4 protein-coding genes are annotated in these 18,560 nt (G+C 73.2%); 2 read left to right on the top strand and 2 right to left on the bottom strand.

Translation table 11 applies throughout. The features are described 5' to 3' along the window. Positions 1-298: 298 nt before the first annotated feature. On the bottom strand, positions 299-808 hold the full coding sequence (locus ACFHWU_RS26840) for a transposase family protein (RefSeq protein ID WP_416591987.1): 510 nt from the start codon (positions 806-808) through the stop codon (positions 299-301). A 237-nt stretch (positions 809-1,045) separates the two neighbouring features. After that, positions 1,046-2,800, bottom strand: a complete 1,755-nt coding sequence (locus tag ACFHWU_RS26835) for an NAD(P)/FAD-dependent oxidoreductase (RefSeq protein WP_416591986.1) — start codon at positions 2,798-2,800, stop codon at positions 1,046-1,048. Positions 2,801-3,076: 276 nt separating this feature from the next. On the opposite strand from ACFHWU_RS26835, the gene ACFHWU_RS26830 reads away from it, so the two are divergent. Together ACFHWU_RS26830 and ACFHWU_RS26825 are read left to right on the top strand one after the other, a co-directional pair. Beyond that, positions 3,077-3,865, top strand: a complete 789-nt coding sequence (locus tag ACFHWU_RS26830) for an alpha/beta fold hydrolase (protein ID WP_416591985.1) — start codon at positions 3,077-3,079, stop codon at positions 3,863-3,865. Continuing rightward, positions 3,862-18,560: SDR family NAD(P)-dependent oxidoreductase (locus ACFHWU_RS26825; RefSeq protein WP_416591984.1), on the top strand; the 14,699-nt coding region annotated here is incomplete at its 3' end. The genes ACFHWU_RS26830 and ACFHWU_RS26825, both read left to right, overlap by 4 nt.

Below are 18,560 nucleotides of genomic sequence, written 5' to 3'. Positions count from 1 at the left end.
GCCGGGTACAGACCTTGCCGGATGCCTTCGCGACGTCGATGGCCGCGACCCGGCTCAACCGGATCTCATGGTCGGGGTCGTGGATCTCTTCAGGTTCTCGTGACATGCCACCGGGCTCCATACGGGCAGAAGGGGGTGGGAGGTCGCCCGTGGGCCACGGTCGGGAACCAAGAAATCTGACCGGCGTGCTCGAAGCAACAGTGTGCGACCCATCGAGGTCGGGCCCCGCGCCAGACTCGTTAACGGCTTCAAGTGCCAAGATCCCATCGGCGTCGGCGGGCGACCGTACCGCAGTTTTTCACGCCATAGCGGCGTGCTCGGCACAGGGTGACTCGTTCGACTTCGCCGCGATCTGGACCTGGGCGAGCACGATCCCGGTGCCGGTGTCGTACGCCGAGAGCAGATGGACCTGCCGCCCGTCGGGCAGTCGGGCGCCCCGGGCGACCTTGCCGTCCACGGCGATCACCAGACGCCACCGGCGCCCGCCGATCACGACCGGCCCCGCCCGGTCCCGCAGCCAGCGGGCCAGAACCTGTGACAACACCTCGGCGTCGAGCCGGATCAACAGCCGCCACACCGTCGTGGCGGCGGGTACCCGTCCGGTGAACCCGAGCCGGGCCCACACGGGACGGTCCTGGAAACACACCCAGTCGTGGACGGCGGCGAACGTGCACACCCCGGCCAGTACCGCGCACACCGCCGCCGCAAGCACGCTGACCAGCGGGTACCTCCGGCCTCGCGGATCCCGCGGGTCGTTGATGGCCTCCAGGGCCACGAACAAGCTACGGCGGTCACGATCGGTCACCACGACTGGTGACGGCAGGTTGGGGGGTCGATGTGGCAACACGATCTCGGTCAGTGATGATGACATCAGCGGGTGCGGTCCTCTTCTGGGTCATGGTCTTCGCAAACTCATGATCACCAGCGGGCCGCACCCGTCCTACACGGACCCCGGAACTCGCCGAATCCCATCGAAAACCCCAGCTCAAGAGCCCCTCAACCGACTACGCAACAGCCCTGATCTTGGACCCTATTGCCGGTCGCTCTAAGCGGCGGCGACGACCAGCTCGGCGCGGACCAGGCGCTTGAGCAGCTGCTGCTGGGCCGCGGTGAGCTGACCCTCGAGCTTGCGTATGGTCACGCCCGCCTCGAGGTAACCGAGCAGCTCGGCCGTGCCCTCCCGGGCCAGGCCGCGGATCTCGACGTCGCCGGCGCCGTCGGCGAAGCCGATGCGGTGCGCCGGGACCGGCCGGGCGACCGGCGAGTCGATGGCGTCACGGTTGGCGACCGGGTCGGCCCAGTAGGTGGCAATCCCGGCCTTGGTCGACTCGTCCAGCTCGTCGTCGAAGGGCGGCGGGGGGAGGTGGCCCTTGAAGCCCGGCACGTCGAGCCCGACCGTCTCCCGCACGGCCACGCCCGGCGCCAGCGACAGCGTGGCGTCGGGATCGATCGGGGCGGGCTCGGCGCGATCGTTCGCCCGGGTGAACGGCCCCTCGCCGCGCATCGGCGCGCCCGTGATCAACTGCATGAGGTTGGGCGTGACCGAGGTGTTGAGCAGCACATCGAACGTCCGCTCCTGGATGTCCAGGTCCGGGCCGCTGCCACGGTGCCGCCAGTAGACGCTCTCCGGGTCCTGCTTGCCCAGCGCGTGGTACCACTGGTCGATCGAGAGCGCGAAGGTCTCGGCCATTCCGTGCCAGCCCTCGTCGTAGTCGCGCCACAGGTCGCGGCGGCTCTGCTCGTCGAGCTCGCCGGAGAGGGTGTGCTCCAGCAGCATCGCGGCGTTCACCGCCTGATTCGTAGCGAACGCGACGCCGGAGGAGAACAGCGGGTCGACGAAGTAGGCCGAGTCACCGACGAGCAGCCAGCGGTCGTCGTAGTCGGAGAAATGGCCGTTGATCATCGAGTAGTTCGTCGCCGTGAGCATCTTGTCGTCGATCGGCTCGGCGTTGCCGATCAAGTCCTTGAGGTACGGCACCTGGCGCACCGTCTCGATGAACGTCTGCTGGTCAGTGAAGTCGGAGCCCTTCTGCTTGAGGATTTCCGGGATGGTCACGATGCCGATCGAGTGGGTGAGCTTGCGTTCACCGTCGATGACCTTCGGCACCGGGATGTACCAGCACCAGCCGTTCTGGAAGGCGAAGCAGCCAATCGGCGACTGGTTCTTCTCCCGGAAGATGTTCCAGTCGCCGGGCAGGTCCTGCACCGGCTCACCGCCGAGGAAATGCTGCCAGATGGCGATGTTGCGGTAGCTCGACAGCCACTCGCGCTTCTGTTTGGCGGCAATGCTGTTGCGCCGGCCCGAGGCGTCGACGAAGTACTTCGATCGCACCACCGTGCCGTCCTTGAGGGTGACCGTGCATCCGTCGGCGTCCGACTCGAACTGCCCGACCGACGTCTGCTCGAACACGTCGACGCCGCTGTCTGCCGCGTGATCGAGCAGGATCTCGTCGAACTCGGCCCGGTTGACGTGCATGGCGAAGCGCGGCACACCGTCGCCCAGGTAGTTGCGGTGGTCGAAGAAGGCGACCATCGGGACCTCGCCCCAGTTGAACACGCCGCCGTACTTCTTCACCCAGCACTTGCTGGCCAGGACCTTCTCCAGCGCGCCGCTCTGCTCGATCGCCGGAATCATCTGGTGGGCGAACGACTCACCGATGTGCTCGCGGGGCATCTCCTCCTTCTCGAAGATCGCCACGCGCAGCGTCGTCCGCCGGGCCAGCAGCGCTCCGAGCGTCGAGCCGGCCGGACCACCACCCATGATCACGACGTCGTACTCGGAGCCGACTTCTCTACCCATGTTCTGACCTCCTGAGATGGCTGACGACGCTGTCGGACCCGGCGTCCACGACAGGTCGACGCCAAGGTAGGAGCGCCTGCGCACCGACGCAGTGGTGGCATTCCGGGCTGCGCCCATCGCCTGGTAACCGCGCGAGCCCGGGCACCACGGCGGCGCGGAAGGGTTACCGGGCAGTGGGCCGGCGGTGGTCTGCGACCCATAGGAGGGCTGGGGAGCACGGTCCTAGCGTCGCCGCAGCGGGAGTCCCGGGACCCCGCCGGAGAGGGGCGAGTCCACATGCACGCTGTCCACAACGTCGTCCTGCCCAGCGTGGTCCGCGGCACGGGCCCAGGGCTGGTGCTCGTGCACGGCGCCGGGGCAACCGGGGACAGCACGTACGGGCGGCTGATCAGTGGCCTGGCCGCCGGCCACGGGGTCGTGGCGCCGGACTACTCCAAGGTCACCACAGGCGCCACGATCGACATCGACGCCCTTGCCGACTGGCACGTCGAAGCGGCACTGCGTGCCGGGCACGAGCGGTTCGCCATGGCCGGGCACTCGCTGGGCAGCATGATCGCCACGCGGGCCGCCGTGCGCCACCCGGACCGGGTGACCGCGCTCGTGCTCACCTCCGCCTTCGCCCGGGCCCCCGCGTCCACCCGGCTCAAACTGCGGGTCTGGCGTAGCCTGCTCGACGGTGGCCGAGGGTTGCTGGCGCGCTACCTGATGTCGTTGATGCTCAGCGACCGCTACCTCGACGCCATGTCCGAGGACCAGATCGACGGCTTCGCCGAGCTCGTTGCCCTCACCACCGGTGCCGGCAGCGCCGAGCAGATCGAGCTGGCGCTCCGCCTCGATGTGCGCGCCGACCTGGCCAGGATCAGCGTGCCGACACTGGTGATCGCCACCAGCGACGACCACCTGGTGCCGGCCGCGGTCTCCGGCGAACTGATCGACCACCTGAGCGCCGCCGTCTCCGCGACCCTGCCATGCGGGCACCTGCCCGCCCTGGAGTGCCCGCAGGAGTGGCAGCGACTGATCGAAGACTTCCTTACGGCGGTCAACTCGGACGGAGCGGCCCAGTGACGCACACCCCGAACATCACCTCGGCGGGCCACGGCCCGATCGCCGTCGTCGGCCTGTCCTGCCGGCTGCCCGGCGCCGACAGCCCCGACGCCTTCTGGCGCCGGCTCACCGGTGGCCGGACGACCATCACCGAGGTTCCCGTCGACCGCTGGGACGCCTCCGCCGACCCGACCGGTGCACGCTGGGGGTCCTTCCTCGACCGGGTCGACAAGTTCGATCCGGGCTTCTTCGGCGTCTCTCCCCGCGAGGCGGCCGCGATCGACCCGCAGCAGCGGCTGGCGCTCGAGCTCAGCTGGGAGGCGCTCGAGCACGCGGGCGTTGTGCCCGCCGCCGTCGCCGGGAGCCGGGCCGGGGTGTACCTGGCCGCCATGCACGACGACTACGCGCTCCTGACCCATCTGAACCACGGTGACGAGCCCAGTCGGCACACGTTCACCGGGGTGCAGCGCAGCCTGCTCGCCAACCGCATCTCCTATCTCCTGCGCGCGCACGGCCCGAGTCTGACCGTCGATACCGGACAGTCATCGTCGTTGGTCGCTGTCCACCTGGCGGTGGAGAGCCTGCGCTCGGGCGAGACCGACCTCGCGATCGCCGGAGGTGTCAACCTGATCCTCGCCCCGGAGAGCTCCCGGGCGGCGGAACGCTTCGGCGCGCTGTCGCCCGACGGCCGCTGCCGGACCTTCGACGCCGCTGCCAACGGTTTCGTCCGCGGTGAGGGCGGTGGCGTGGTCGTCCTGAAGCGCCACCAGGACGCTCAGGCCGCCGGGGACACCGTCCTCGCTCTGATCCGTGGCACCGCGGTCAACAACGACGGGGGCGGCGACGGGCTCACCGCACCGTCGCAGGCGGCCCAGCGCGAGGTCCTGAGGCTGGCGCACGAGCGCTCCGCCATGCCCGCGACCGGCATCGGCTACATCGAGCTGCACGGCACCGGCACCCCGGTCGGCGACCCTGTCGAGGCCGCCGCGCTGGGCGCCGTCCTCGGCGCCGCACGTCCCGGCTCGCCGCTGCCGGTCGGCTCGGCCAAGACCGTGGTCGGGCACCTGGAGGCGGCGGCCGGCGTCATCGGACTCGTCAAGGTCGTCCTGGCGCTGCGGCACCGGGAACTGCCCCCGAGCCTGGGATTCGAGACGCCGCACCCGGACATCCCGCTCGGCGACCTGAACCTGCGGGTCGTCACCGAGACGGAACCGTGGCCGCACACCGGTTCCCCCCGCACGGCGGGCGTCAGCGCGTTCGGCATGGGCGGCACCAACTGCCACGTCGTGCTGTCCGAGCCCGGCACCGAACCAGCCACCCCCCAGGAGGCACAGCCCGGGACGCTGCCGTTCGCGATCTCCGGACGTACGCCGGCCGCCCTGCGGGCCCAGGCAGCCAGGCTGCGCGAGTACCTCACCCCGGACAGCGACCTCGCCGGCGTGAGCCACTCGCTGGCCGCCACCCGGGCGGGCTTCGAGCAGCGCGCGATGGTGCTCGCCGACGACCACGACTCACTGCTGCGCGGGCTGGACGCCCTCGCCGCCGGTCGGCGGTCCGGCTCCGTCGTCCGGGGAACCACCGGTGCGGCCGGTCCCCTGGCCGTGCTCTTCTCCGGGCAGGGCAGCCAGCGCGCTGCCGCCGGGCGGGACTTGGCGGCGCGGTTCCCGGTCTTCGCCGACGCCCTGGCCGAGGTCTGCGCCGGCTTCGACCCACTGCTGCCCCAGCCGTTGCGGGACGTGCTCGACGCCGACCCCGGCACCCCGCTCGCCGCAGAGCTCGACCGCACCCGGTACACCCAGCCCGCGCTGTTCGCCGTCGAGGTCGCGCTGTTCCGGCTGCTCGAGAGCTTCGGCGCCGAGCCCGGCTTCCTGGCCGGGCACTCGATCGGCGAGCTGTCCGCCGCGTACGCCGCCGGGGTCCTGTCCCTCGCCGACGCCTGCCGCCTGGTCGCCGCGCGCGGGCGGCTCATGCAGGAGCTGCCCGAGGGCGGCGCGATGATCGCTGTCCGGGCCGCCGAGGCCGACGTGCTGCCGATCGTCGAGAGGCACGAGGACAAGATCGCTGTGGCCGCCGTCAACGGGCCGGACTCCGTCGTGCTCTCCGGTGACGAGGACGTCGTGCGGGCCGTGGCCGGTGACCTCGCCGCACGCGGGCACAAGACCAAGCGGCTGCGGGTCAGCCACGCCTTCCACTCCCCGCGCATGGAACCGATGCTGGCCGCGTTCCGTGACGTCGTGGCGGGCCTCACCTTCCACGAGCCGCGCATCCCGGTGATCAGCGATCTCACCGGCGCGGTGGCCACCGCCGCCGAACTGGCGGACCCCGAATACTGGGTGCGCCAGGTCCGGCACGCCGTCCGTTTCCACGACGTCGTACGGACCCTCGCCGAGGCCGGCTGCACCATGTTCCTGGAGCTGGGACCCGACGCGGTGCTCAGTCAGCTCGTCCGCGACAGCGTGCCCGGCGCCGTCGTCGCGCCGGCGCTGCGATCGGGGCGCCCGGAGCTGCGGACCTTCCTGGCCGCGCTGGCCGAACTGCACGTCCGCGGCCGGGACGTGGACTGGCGGCCGGTGACCGGCGTGCGGCGGGTGCCCCTGCCCACGTACGCCTTCCAGCGCAAGCGGTACTGGCTCACCGCCCGGGACACCCCCCGCCGGGTGGAACCGAGCGCCGCGCCGCGTCCGCAGCCCGTGGCGCAGCCGGTTGTGCAAGCCGCTCCAGAGGACCTGCTGCAGCTGGTGTGCGAGCACGCCGCTGCCGTGCTGGGCGCCGACAGCCCCGGCGACGTCGGGCCCGACGCGACGTTCCACGACCTCGGACTCGACTCGCTGATGGCGGTCGAGCTGCGCGACGCGCTCGCCGCCACCACGGGCCGACCCCTGAACCGGACCGCCCTGTTCGACCACCCGACCCCGCGCGCCGTCGCGACCCATCTCGCCGGAGCCCAGGCGTCCACCGAGGTCTCGTCCGAGGCGGCGCCGGGCGAGCCGATCGCCGTGGTCGCCATGAGCTGCCGGCTACCCGGTGGCGTCACATCGCCCGAGCAGTTCTGGGAGCTGCTGCAGGACGGTCGTGACGCGATCACCGGCTTCCCCACCGACCGGGGCTGGGACCTCGACGCGCTCTACCACCCGGAGCCGGGCACGGCCGGGCGCACGTACACCCGGGCCGGCGGGTTCCTCGACGCCGCCGGCTTCGACGCGGCCTTCTTCGGCATCTCGCCCCGCGAGGCGACCGCCATGGACCCGCAGCAGCGGCTGCTCGCGGAGACCGCCTGGGAGGCGCTGGAAAGCGGCGGCATCCACCCCGACGGGTTGCGTGGCAGCCGCACCGGGGTGTTCGTCGGCGTGACCGCGCAGGAGTACGGCCCCCGCCTGGCCGAGGCGCCCGAGGGTGTGGAGGGGCACACTCTGACCGGGACGGGCGTCAGCGTCGCCTCCGGTCGCATCGCCTACCTGTTCGGGCTGCAGGGCCCGGCGGTCACCGTCGACACGGCCTGCTCCTCGTCGCTCGTGGCGCTGCACCTCGCCGTGCAGTCGCTGCGCCAGGGCGAGTGCTCGCTTGCCTTCGCGGGCGGCGCCGCCGTCATGTCGAGTCCTGGCATGTTCGTCGAGTTCGCGCAGCAGCGCGGGCTGGCGCCGGACGGCCGGTGCAAGTCCTTCGGCGCCGCGGCCGACGGCACCGGCTGGTCCGAGGGTGTCGGCATGCTCGTGCTGGAACGGCTCAGCGACGCGCGGGCGCAGGGCCACCGGGTCCTTGCGGTGGTACGCGGCACCGCGGTCAACTCCGACGGCGCCAGCAACGGCCTGACCGCCCCGAACGGCGTGGCCCAGCAGCAGGTGATCCGGCAGGCCCTCGCGGCGGCGGGGCTGGGCGCGGCCGACGTGGACGCGGTCGAGGCCCACGGCACCGGGACCCGGCTCGGCGACCCGATCGAGGCCACCGCCCTGCAGGCCGCCTACGGCGTCGCCCGCACCGCCGAGCGGCCCCTGCTGCTCGGCTCGGTCAAGTCGAACATCGGCCACACCCAGGCAGCTGCCGGCGTGGTCGGCGTCATCAAGATGGTGCTCGCCATGAACCACGGCGTGCTCCCGCCGACGCTGCACGCCGAGGAGCCAAGCCCCGAGGTCGACTGGAGCTCCGGCACCCTGCGCCTGCTGACCCGGGAGGCCCCGTGGCCCGCGGCCGGCCGCCCGGCCCGCGCGGCGGTGTCGTCGTTCGGGATCAGCGGCACCAATGCCCACGCGATCCTGGAGGCCGGCCCGGCCGAGCCGGTCGCCCCGGCGGCCCCGGCCGGTCCGCAGGCGTGGGTGCTGTCCGGACGATCCGGACAGGCGGTGGCCGACCAGTCCGCCCGGCTGGCCGCGCACGTGGAGCGGCATCCCGCGACGAGCCTCGCCGACATCGGACGGACCCTCGCCGGCCGGGTCACCTTCGAGCACCGCGCCGCCGTGATCGCCAGCGACCCCGGTGGTTTCCGCACCGGTCTGCACGCTCTGGCCGCCGGCCGCTCTGCCCCGAATGTGGTGACCGGGCGGGCGACGCCGGGCGGCCTGGCCTATCTCTTCACCGGCCAGGGCAGCCAGCGGGCCGGGATGGGCGACGAGTTGCGCGCCACCTACCCGGTGTTCGCCGCCGCCCACGACGAGGTCCGAGCGGCCCTCGACCCCCACCTCGACGTGGCGCTGCGCGACGTCGGCGCCGACCTGCTCGGCCGGACCCGGTACGCCCAGGCAGCCCTCTTCGCCCACGAGGTGGCCCTGTTCCGGCTTCTGGACCACTGGGGTGTGCGCCCCGGCCACCTGCTCGGCCACTCCATCGGGGAGGTCGCTGCGGCCCACGTCGCCGGAGTCCTCTCCCTCCCCGACGCGGCCGCCCTGGTCGGTGCCCGCGGCCGGTTGATGCAGTCGGCCACCGCCGGTGGTGCGATGGTCGCCGTCCAGGCCTCCGCCGAGGAGATCGCCGGCGACCTCGCCGGGCACGAAGGGCTGGTGTCGCTGGCCGCGATCAACGGTCCCGAGGCGGTCGTCGTCTCCGGTGACGCGGACGCCGCTGACCGGATCGCCGCCCGCTGGCGGGAACGGGGCCGCAAGGTCTCCCGGCTGAAGGTCAGCCACGCGTTCCACTCGCCGCACATGGACTCCGTCCTGGCCGAGTTCGACGCGGTCCTGCGCACCGTGACCTTCCACCCGCCGGCCATCCCGATCGTGTCCAACCTGACGGGAACCGTCGCCGGCGCCGAGGAACTGGCGGCAGCGGACTACTGGACGCGGCACGTGCGGGAACCCGTGCGGTTCCTCGACGGCGTCCGCCGGCTCGAAGCGGCAGGGGTCGGCGTCTACCTCGAGCTCGGACCCGACGCCACGCTCACCGGCCTGGCCCAGGCGTGCCTGACCGGCAGCGACGGCGACGCAACCCTGATCGCGCTGAACCGCGCCGACCGCGGCGAGGCCGTCACCGTCACCACCGCCCTGGCGACCGCCCACATCGCCGGCGTCCCGGTCGACTGGGCCACCGTGTTCGCCGGTGCCCGCCACACCGAGGTGCCCACCTACGCCTTCCAGCATGGCCGCTACTGGCTCGACACGCCGTCCGGCACCGGCGACCCCACCGGGTTCGGGCAGGGCGCCTCCGAGCACCCACTGCTCGGCGCCATCCTGGGGCTGGCCGGCACCGGCACGACCGTCTTCACCGGCCGGCTCGGGCTGCGCACCCACCCGTGGCTGGCGGGGCACGTGATCGCCGGTACGCCCGTCCTGCCCGGCACCGCGTTCGCCGAACTGGCCGTCCGCGCCGGTGACGAGACCGGCTGTCCCGAGGTCACCGAGCTGACTGTGCAGACGCCGCTGACGATCCCGGCCGAGGGCAGCGTCCGGTTGCAGATCGTCACGGGGGTGCCGGACCAGCGCGACGGCAGCCGCTCCGTGGAAATCTGGTCGGCCGCCGACGGGGGCGACGACTGGACCTGCCACGCCATCGGCGCACTGGCGCCGGCTGCCACGCCGACGCCCGATCCGGTAAGCGGATGGCCCGGCACCGGCGCCGTGCCCGAGGATCTGTACGACCGGCTCGCCACCCTCGGGTATGGCTACGACGGGTCGTTCCGGGCCCTGGCCGGGCTCCGGGAGGCCGGTGACGACCTGTTCGCCGACGTGCAACTGCCCCCGGACGCGCACGACGACGCTGCCCGGTTCGGCCTGCACCCCGCGTTGCTCGACGCCGTCCTGCACCCCCTCGTCCTGCGCCGGGCCGGTGCCGACGGTCAGCTCTGGCTGCCGTTCGCGTGGAGCGGGATGACGCTGCACGCCGCCGGGGCCACCGCTCTGCGGGCCCGTTGGACCCCGACCGGACCGGACACGTACGCCCTGCTCGCGGTGGACGGAGCCGGCAACCCGGTGGTGACGGTGGAGTCGCTGCTGCTGCGGCCCGCCCCGGCCGGTGTGTCGGTCACCTCCGGAGCGGGCCGGCATCCCTCGTTGCGGCAGATGGCGTTCGTACCCGTGCCGTTGCCGGCCGGCCCGCACGAGCGGCGCGACGAGGTCGTCACCGCCGAGCCGGGCACCGTGCAGCAGACCACCGTCGCGGCCCTGCACCGGATCCAGCAGTGGCTGGCCGGGGACGCGGCGGACACCCGACTCGTGTTCCGGACCTCGGGGGCCGTGGCCGCCGAGGGGGGCCAGGGACCGGACCTCGCCGCCGCCGCGCTGTGGGGTCTCGTCCGCAGCGCGCAGACCGAGCACCCGGACCGGTTCGTGCTCGTGGACGCCGACGACGCCTCACTGCCCGTACTGGACGCGGCACTGGCCACAGGGGAACCGCAACTCGTGCTGCGCGACGGGCTGGCCACCGCGCCGCGCCTGGTCGCCGCCCCCGCCGTCACGAGCGAGGCCACCGGCTTCACGCCCGGCGGGACGGTGCTGATCACCGGCGGCACGGGCGCGCTGGGCGCGTTGTTCGCCCGGCACCTCGTGACCGCCCACGGCGTACGGCACCTGCTGCTGACCAGCCGTAGCGGGTCTGCGGCCCCGGGTGCCGACGCGCTCGCCGCCGAACTGCGGGAACTCGGCGCCGACGTCCGCATCGCCGCCTGTGACGTGGCGGACGGGGCCCAGGTCGCGGCCCTCGTGGCCGCGATCCCAGCGGACCACCCGCTGAACGGGGTCGTCCACGCGGCGGGCGTGCTGGCCGACGCCACCGTGGAGAACCTCACCCCCGCCGGGCTCGACGCCGTGCTGCGGGCCAAGGCGACGTCGGCGTGGAACCTGCACGAGGCCACCGCCGGCACCGGCCTTGCGGTGTTCGTGCTGTTCTCCTCGATCGCCGGCATCATCGGCAACGCGGGCCAGGGCAACTATGCGGCAGCGAACCGCTACCTCGACGCGCTCGCCCAGCACCGGCACTCGAGGGGACTCCCCGCCACCTCGCTCGCGTGGGGCCTGTGGTCGCTCGGTACCGGCATGGCCGGGTCGCTCGCCCCCGCCGAGCTGGCCCGCTGGACCCGGCTGGGAATCACGGCGATGCCCGCCGCCACCGGGCTGGAGCTGTTCGACGCCGCCCTGCGCTCGCCCGAGCCGGTGCTGGTGCCCGCCACTGTCGAACCGGCCGCCGCCCAGGCGCTCCCCGGCGAGCTGCGCGATCTCGTCCGCGCCCCGCGCCGGCGTGCGGCCGCCGCCACCTCCGAGGGCTCCTCCTGGATCCAGCGGACGGCCGCTCTGCCGGTCCCCGAGCGCGAACGCGAGGTGCTTGCGCTGGTCCGCGGCGCGGTCGCGCTCGTCCTGGGCCTCGACGGCCCCGGCGCCGCCGACCCCGAGCACACCTTCCGCGAGCTCGGCTTCGACTCGATGACCGGCGTGGAGCTGCGCAACCGCCTGTACGCGGCCACCGGCGAACGGCTGCCCACCACGCTCGTCTTCGACTACCCGACGCCGGCCGGCGTGGCCGGGTATCTGCTCGGCCGGATGTCCGTCGCGCAACCGCAGGTCGTCGCGGAACTGCCGGCCCCGGCCGACGACCCCATCGTGATCGTCGGCATGGCCTGTGTCTATCCCGGCGGCGTACGCAGCCCCGACGACCTCTGGCGGCTGGTCGACGAGGGCGTGGACGCGATCGGCGAGTTCCCCGGCGACCGCGGCTGGGACGTCGACGACCTGTACGACCCCGACCCCGAGCGGACCGGCAAGTCTTTGACCCGCGACGGCGGCTTCCTCTACGACGCCGCCGACTTCGACCCGGAGTTCTTCGGCATCTCACCGCGGGAGGCGCTGGCGATCGACCCGCAGCAGCGGCTGCTGCTGGAGACCGCGTGGGAGGCGATGGAACACGCCGGGATCGACCCCCAGGACCTGCGTGGCAGCCGGACCGGGGTGTTCACCGGCCTGATGTACCACGACTACGCCTCCCGGATGCCGGTCGCGCCGGACGGGTTCGAGGGCTATCTGCTCACCGGGAACACGGGCAGTGTCGCGTCCGGGCGGGTGTCCTACACCTACGGTCTTGAGGGCCCAGCCGTCACGGTGGACACCGCGTGCTCCTCGTCGCTGGTGTCATTGCACCTGGCCGCGCAGGCGCTGCGTGCCGGGGAGTGCTCCGTCGCACTAGCCGGCGGGGTGACGGTCATGTCCACACCGCACACGTTCGTGGAGTTCAGCCGGCAGCGTGGGTTGTCCCCGGACGGGCGGTGCCGGGCATACTCCGACGACGCCGCCGGCACGGGGTGGGGCGAGGGCGCCGGCATGCTCGTGCTGGAACGGCTCTCCGACGCCCGCCGCCACGGCCGTCGCATCCTCGCGGTCGTACGGGGCAGCGCGGTCAATCAGGACGGCGCGTCCAACGGGCTGACCGCCCCGAACGGTCCGTCCCAGGAACGGGTCATCCGGCAGGCGCTGGCCGTCGCAGGGCTCAGCCCGGCCGACGTGGACGCGGTCGAGGGACACGGCACCGGCACCCGGCTGGGCGACCCGATCGAGGCCGGTGCGCTGCTGGCCACGTACGGACAGGAGCGCTCCGGGGACCAGCCGCTGTGGCTCGGCTCGCTGAAGTCCAACATCGGCCACACACAGGCCGCGGCCGGCGTCGGCGGCGTGATCAAGATGGTGCTCGCCATGCGCCACGGCCGGTTGCCGCGCACGTTACACGCGGGGCAGCCGTCGACCCGCGTCGACTGGGAGTCCGGGGCTGTCGCGCTGCTCACCGAGGCAGTCGAGTGGCCCGGGACGGGCCGCGCACGCCGGGCGGCAGTGTCGTCGTTCGGGATCAGCGGCACCAACGCGCACGTGATCCTGGAAGCGCCCGACCCGGCGCCACCGGCCGGCGAACCGGTGGACGAGCCGGCCGGTGTGCTGCCGTTCGTGCTCTCCGGCCGCACCGCCGCGGCCCGCCGGGACCGGGCCCGCCAGCTCCTCGACGTCGTCGGCGATCCGCGGATCCCGATCACGGGCATCGGCCGCGCCCTCGCCGGGCGGGCGCGGTTCGACAGCCGGGCGGTCGTGCTCGCCGGTGACCGGGCCGGGCTCCGCGAGGGCCTGGCCGCGCTGGCCGTCGGGGAGCCCGCCGACGACGTCATCAACGGTACGGCCGGCGCCTGCGCCGGCGGCGCGGTGTTCGTCTTCCCCGGCCAGGGCTCGCAATGGGTCGGCATGGCCGTGGACCTGCTCGCCACCGCCCCCGTCTTCGCCGCCCGGATGGCCGAGTGCGCCGAGGCGCTGGAGCGCTACGTCGACTGGTCGCTGCTCGCCGTGCTGCGTGACGAGCCCGGGTGTGCCGACATCGGCCGCGTGGACGTCGTCCAGCCCGTGCTGTTCGCGATGATGGTCAGCCTCGCCGCCCAGTGGCGCTCCTACGGCGTCGAGCCGGCCGCGGTGATCGGGCACTCCCAGGGGGAGATCGCCGCGGCCTGCGTGGCGGGCGCGCTCTCGCTCGACGACGCCGCGCGCGTGGTGGCCCTGCGCAGCAAGGCACTCGTGCCGCTGGCCGGCGGTGGCGGCATGGTGTCCGTGCCGCTACCGCTGGACCAGGTCGAGGCGAGGATCGCCGGGTTCGGCGGCCGCGTGTCCGTCGCCGCGGTGAACGGGCCGGCGTCGATCGTCGTCGCCGGCGAGAACACGGCCCTCGACGAACTGATCGCCGGCTGTACGGCCGACGACGTGCGGGCCCGCCGCGTACCGGTGGACTACGCGTCGCACTCGGCGCAGATGGATCAGCTCGAGGAGCACCTGCTCACCGATCTGGCCCCGATCACGCCGCAGCGCCCGGAGTTCCCGTTCTACTCCACGGTCACCGTCGCGGCTGTGGACGAGGACGCCCTCGCTGCGGGTGCCTTCAGCGCCGCGTACTGGCACCGGAACCTGCGGCAGACCGTGCAGTTCGACCCGGCCATGCGGCTCCTGCTGGAGCACGGCCACCGAATCTTCGTCGAGAGCAGCGCCCACCCGGTGCTCACGGTGGGTATGCAGAGCGTCGCCGAGGCTGCGGGTCTGGCCGGCGAGACCGTGGTCACCGGCACGTTGCGTCGTGACCAGGGCTCCCTCACCCGGCTGCTCGGCTCGGTGGCCGAGGCGTACGCCGGCGGTCTGCGCGTCGACTGGTCCACTGCCTTCGCCCCCACAGTCCCGGTCGCCGAACTGCCGACGTACCCGTTCCAGCGCAGCCGCTTCTGGCTGGAGCCGAGCGCGGCGGTCTCGCTCGCGGGGTCGGGGCTCACCGGACTGGACCACCCACTGCTGCTCGGCGCGGTCACCGTGGCCGAGGGGGACACCGTGCTGTTCACCGGCTCGCTGTCGGTGAAGGCGCAGCCGTGGCTGACCGACCACCGTGTCGGCGACTCGATCGTGCTGCCGGGCGCGGCCTTCGTCGAGCTTGCGATCCGCGCCGCCGACCATGTCGGCGCGGCCGTGCTGGAGGACCTGACCCTGCAGGCGCCGCTCTTCGTGCCGGAGTCCGGCTCGGTGCGCTTCCAACTCGCGGTGGCCGGCGCCGCCGACGACTCCGGACGCCGGTCTGTCACCGTGCATTCGCAGCCGGGTGACGAGCAGCCGTGGATCCGGCACGCCTCCGGCACGATCGGCTCCGGGCCGAGGGCTTCTGCGCCGGCCCTGCGCTGGCCGCCGCCTGGCGAGCGGATGGACCTGACCGGCGCATACGACCGGCTGGCCGCCCACGGGCTGGGCTACGGCCCGCTGTTCCAAGGGCTGCGCGCGTGCTGGCGCCACGGCGACGACACCTACGCCGAGGTGCGGCTGGACGCCGAACCCGGCGGGTTCGGCATCGTCCCGGCGTTGCTGGACGCGGCGTTGCATCCGCTCGCCCTGGCCGGCGCCACCGAACCGGGCACGGTCTCGCTGCCGTTCTCGTGGCGGGGCGTGCGGTTGCACGCCACCGGGGCGACCACCCTGCGGGTACGGCTCGCCGTACGCGGTGACACCACGGCGCTGACCATGACCGACGCCACCGGTCTGCCGGTCCTCGACGCCGAGGCGCTGACGCTGCGCCGCGTCCGGCTCGACCAGTTCGTCCCGGCCGGGGCCCGGCTCCCGCTCTACCAGGTCGGCTGGGCACCCGTGACCCCCCGCGACGACGGCCCGGACGTCGTCGTCGTCGACGACCTCACCGCGCTGCCCGGCGGGACGGTGCCCGGCGTCGTCGCCGTGGCGGTCGTCGCCTCCTCCGACCCGCTGACCGGCGTTCACGACCGCACCGCGGCCACCGTCGCCCTGATGCGGGCCTGGCTCAGCGACGCCCGGTTCGCCGACGCCCGCCTGATGCTCGTGACCCGCGCGGCGACGGCCCCCGGTCCCGGGGATGTCCCGGACCCGGCGGCTGCGGCCGTCTGGGGTCTCGTCCGGTCGGCGCAGTCCGAGCATCCTGGCCGGTTCCTCGTGCTCGATCTCGCCCCGGACGCCGTGCTCGACACCGACATGGTGGCGGCGGCAACGGCCTGCGGCGAACCCCAGCTCGCGCTGCGCGGGGAGACGCTGACCGCACCGCGGCTCGCCGTCGCGGGCGGCGCCGCGGAACCGGCCGCGTCCTGGGACCCCGCCGGGACTGTCCTGATCACCGGCGGCACCGGTCTGCTCGGCTCGCAGATCGCCCGGCATCTGGTGGCCCGGTACGGCGTCCGGCGTCTCGTGCTCGCCGGCCGCCGTGGCCCCGCAGCGCAGGGTGCCGCCGAGTTGCACGCTGCACTTACCGCGGCCGGCGCCCACGTCACCCTCGCGGCGTGCGATGCCGGCGACCGCGATGCCCTGCGGGCCCTGCTGGCCGACATCCCCGCGGAGCATCCGCTGACGGCGGTCGTGCACACGGCGGGTGTACTCGACGATCACACCGTCGAGCGGCTCGAACCGGCGCACCTGACCGCGGTGCTGCGCCCCAAGGCCGACGCCGCATGGCACCTGCACGAGCTGACCCGCGACCTCGGGCTCAGCCGCTTCGTGCTGTTCTCGTCGCTCGCCGGCACCGTCGGGACGCCCGGCCAGGCCAACTACGCCGCCGCGAACGCCTTCCTCGACGCCCTCGCCCAGGCCCGTCGCGCCGCCGGGCTGCCCGCGACCGCCCTCGCCTGGGGTTTGTGGTCGCAGGGCAGCGGAATGACCGGGCACCTCGACAAGACGGCCCTGACCCGGATGGCGGGGGCGGGCATCGCCGGAATCGACCTCGACCAGGGGCTGGCCCTGTTCGACGCCGCGCTGCAAGCCGGCGAGCCGGTCACCGTGCCGGCCCGGCTCAACCTGGCCTCGCTGCGGGCCCTGTCCGCCGCCGGCACCCTGCCACCGATCTACGAGCAGCTCGTCCCGGGCGTACGGCGGGCCGCCGCGGTGGCCGGGGAACCCGGACGGTTCGCCGGGCTGGCGGCGGAGGACCTCGGCCGGGAAGTGCCCGACCTCGTCCGGCGCGCGGTCGCCGCGGTACTCGGCCACGCGACGCCGGACACCCTCGACACCCGGCGCGCGTTCCACGAGCTCGGCTTCGACTCCCTCGCCGCCATCGACGTACGCAACCGTCTGAACGCGGCCACCGGGCTGAACCTGCCCGCGACCACCGTGTTCGACCATCCCACCGTGCAGGAGCTGACCGCCCACCTCCTCGACGTGCTCGGCGACCCTGCGGATGCCGGTGACAGGGCGGCCGCCGTGGAGGTGTCGGCCGGTGACCCCATCGCGATCGTGGCGATGAGCTGCCGTTATCCCGGTGGCGTGGCCTCCCCGGAGGATCTGTGGCGACTGGTGGACGAGGGTGTGGACGCGATCGGCCCGTTCCCGACGGACCGGGGGTGGGACGTCGACGGCCTGTACGACCCCGACCCGGACCACCCCGGCACCTCCTACACCCGGACGGGTGGCTTCCTGCACGACGCGGCCCTGTTCGACCCCGGCTTCTTCGGCATGAGCCCACACGAGGCGACCGCCACCGATCCGCAGCACCGGCTGCTGCTGGAGACCGCGTGGGAGGCGTTCGAGCGGGCCGGCATCGACCCGGCCACGCTGCACGGCACCGACACCGGCGTCTTCGCCGGGCTGATGCTGCACGACTACGAACGGGCACCCGGCTCGGCACCGGAGAACCTCGAGGGACAACTGGCCGTCGGCAGCGCCCCGAGCGTTGCCTCCGGTCGCGTCTCGTACGCGTTCGGCCTCCAGGGTCCGGCCGTGACGGTGGATACCGCGTGTTCGTCGTCGTTGGTGGCGTTGCATCTTGCTGTGCAGTCGTTGCGGCAGGGTGAGTGTTCGCTGGCCCTGGCCGGGGGTGTGACCGTGATGGCCACCGCCAACCTGTTTGTGGAGTTCAGCCGGCAGCGTGGGTTGTCCCCGGACGGGCGGTGCCGGGCGTTCGCCGACGACGCGGACGGCACCGGCTGGGGTGAGGGGGTGGGCTGGCTGCTGCTGGAGCGGTTGTCCGACGCGCAGCGTCTGGGGCATCGGGTGTTGGCGGTGGTGCGGGGTTCGGCGGTGAATCAGGACGGGGCGTCGAATGGGTTGACGGCGCCGAACGGTCCGGCGCAGCAGCGGGTGATTCGGCGGGCGTTGGCGTCGGCGGGGTTGTCGGGTGCTGATGTGGACGTGGTGGAGGCGCACGGTACGGGGACGCGGTTGGGTGATCCGATCGAGGCGCAGGCGTTACTCGCGACGTATGGGCAGGGTCGTGATCGTCCGTTGTGGCTGGGTTCGTTGAAGTCGAACATCGGGCATACGCAGGCTGCGGCGGGGGTCGCCGGGGTGATCAAGATGGTGTTGGCCATGCAGCACGGTGTCATGCCCCGCACCCTGCACGTCGATGTGCCGACGTCCGAGGTGGACTGGTCGGCCGGTTCGGTCTCCCTGCTCGCCGCCGCGCAGCCCTGGCCCCAGGGCGACGAGCCCCGCCGGGCAGCGGTGTCCTCGTTCGGTATCAGCGGCACGAACGCGCACGTGGTTCTGGAGCAGGGTGCGCCGGTCGGGGTGGGGTCGGATCTGGTGCTTCCGGCGGTGCCTTGGTTGGTGTCGGGTCGTAGTCCGCAGGCGGTTCGGGAGCAGGCTGTCCGGTTGTTGTCGGTGTCGGCGTCGGCGGAGGATGTGGGGTTTTCGTTGGCGTGCAGACCGGCTTTTGAGCATCGTGCGGTGGTCGTCGGGCGTGAGCAGGTGCTGGCCGGGTTCGATGTGGAGTCGGTGTCGCCGGGTTCGTTGGCGGTGATGTTCACGGGTCAGGGTGCGCAGCGTGTGGGTATGGGTGCCGAGTTGTATGG

This window comes from Micromonospora sp. LOL_015 (assembly GCF_048060275.1).
GTDB lineage: Bacteria > Actinomycetota > Actinomycetes > Mycobacteriales > Micromonosporaceae > Micromonospora_E.
The sequence above is the reverse complement of the archived record's forward strand: the minus strand, read 5'-3'. Positions and strand labels throughout refer to the sequence as shown.

What these genes read in the sequence shown, in the direction of transcription:
- ACFHWU_RS26835 (WP_416591986.1), bottom strand. Translation starts at nt 2,800, where the DNA reads ATGGGTAGAGAAGTCGGCTCCGAGTACGACGTCGTGATCATGGGTGGT.
- ACFHWU_RS26830 (WP_416591985.1), top strand. Translation starts at nt 3,077, where the DNA reads ATGCACGCTGTCCACAACGTCGTCCTGCCCAGCGTGGTCCGCGGCACG.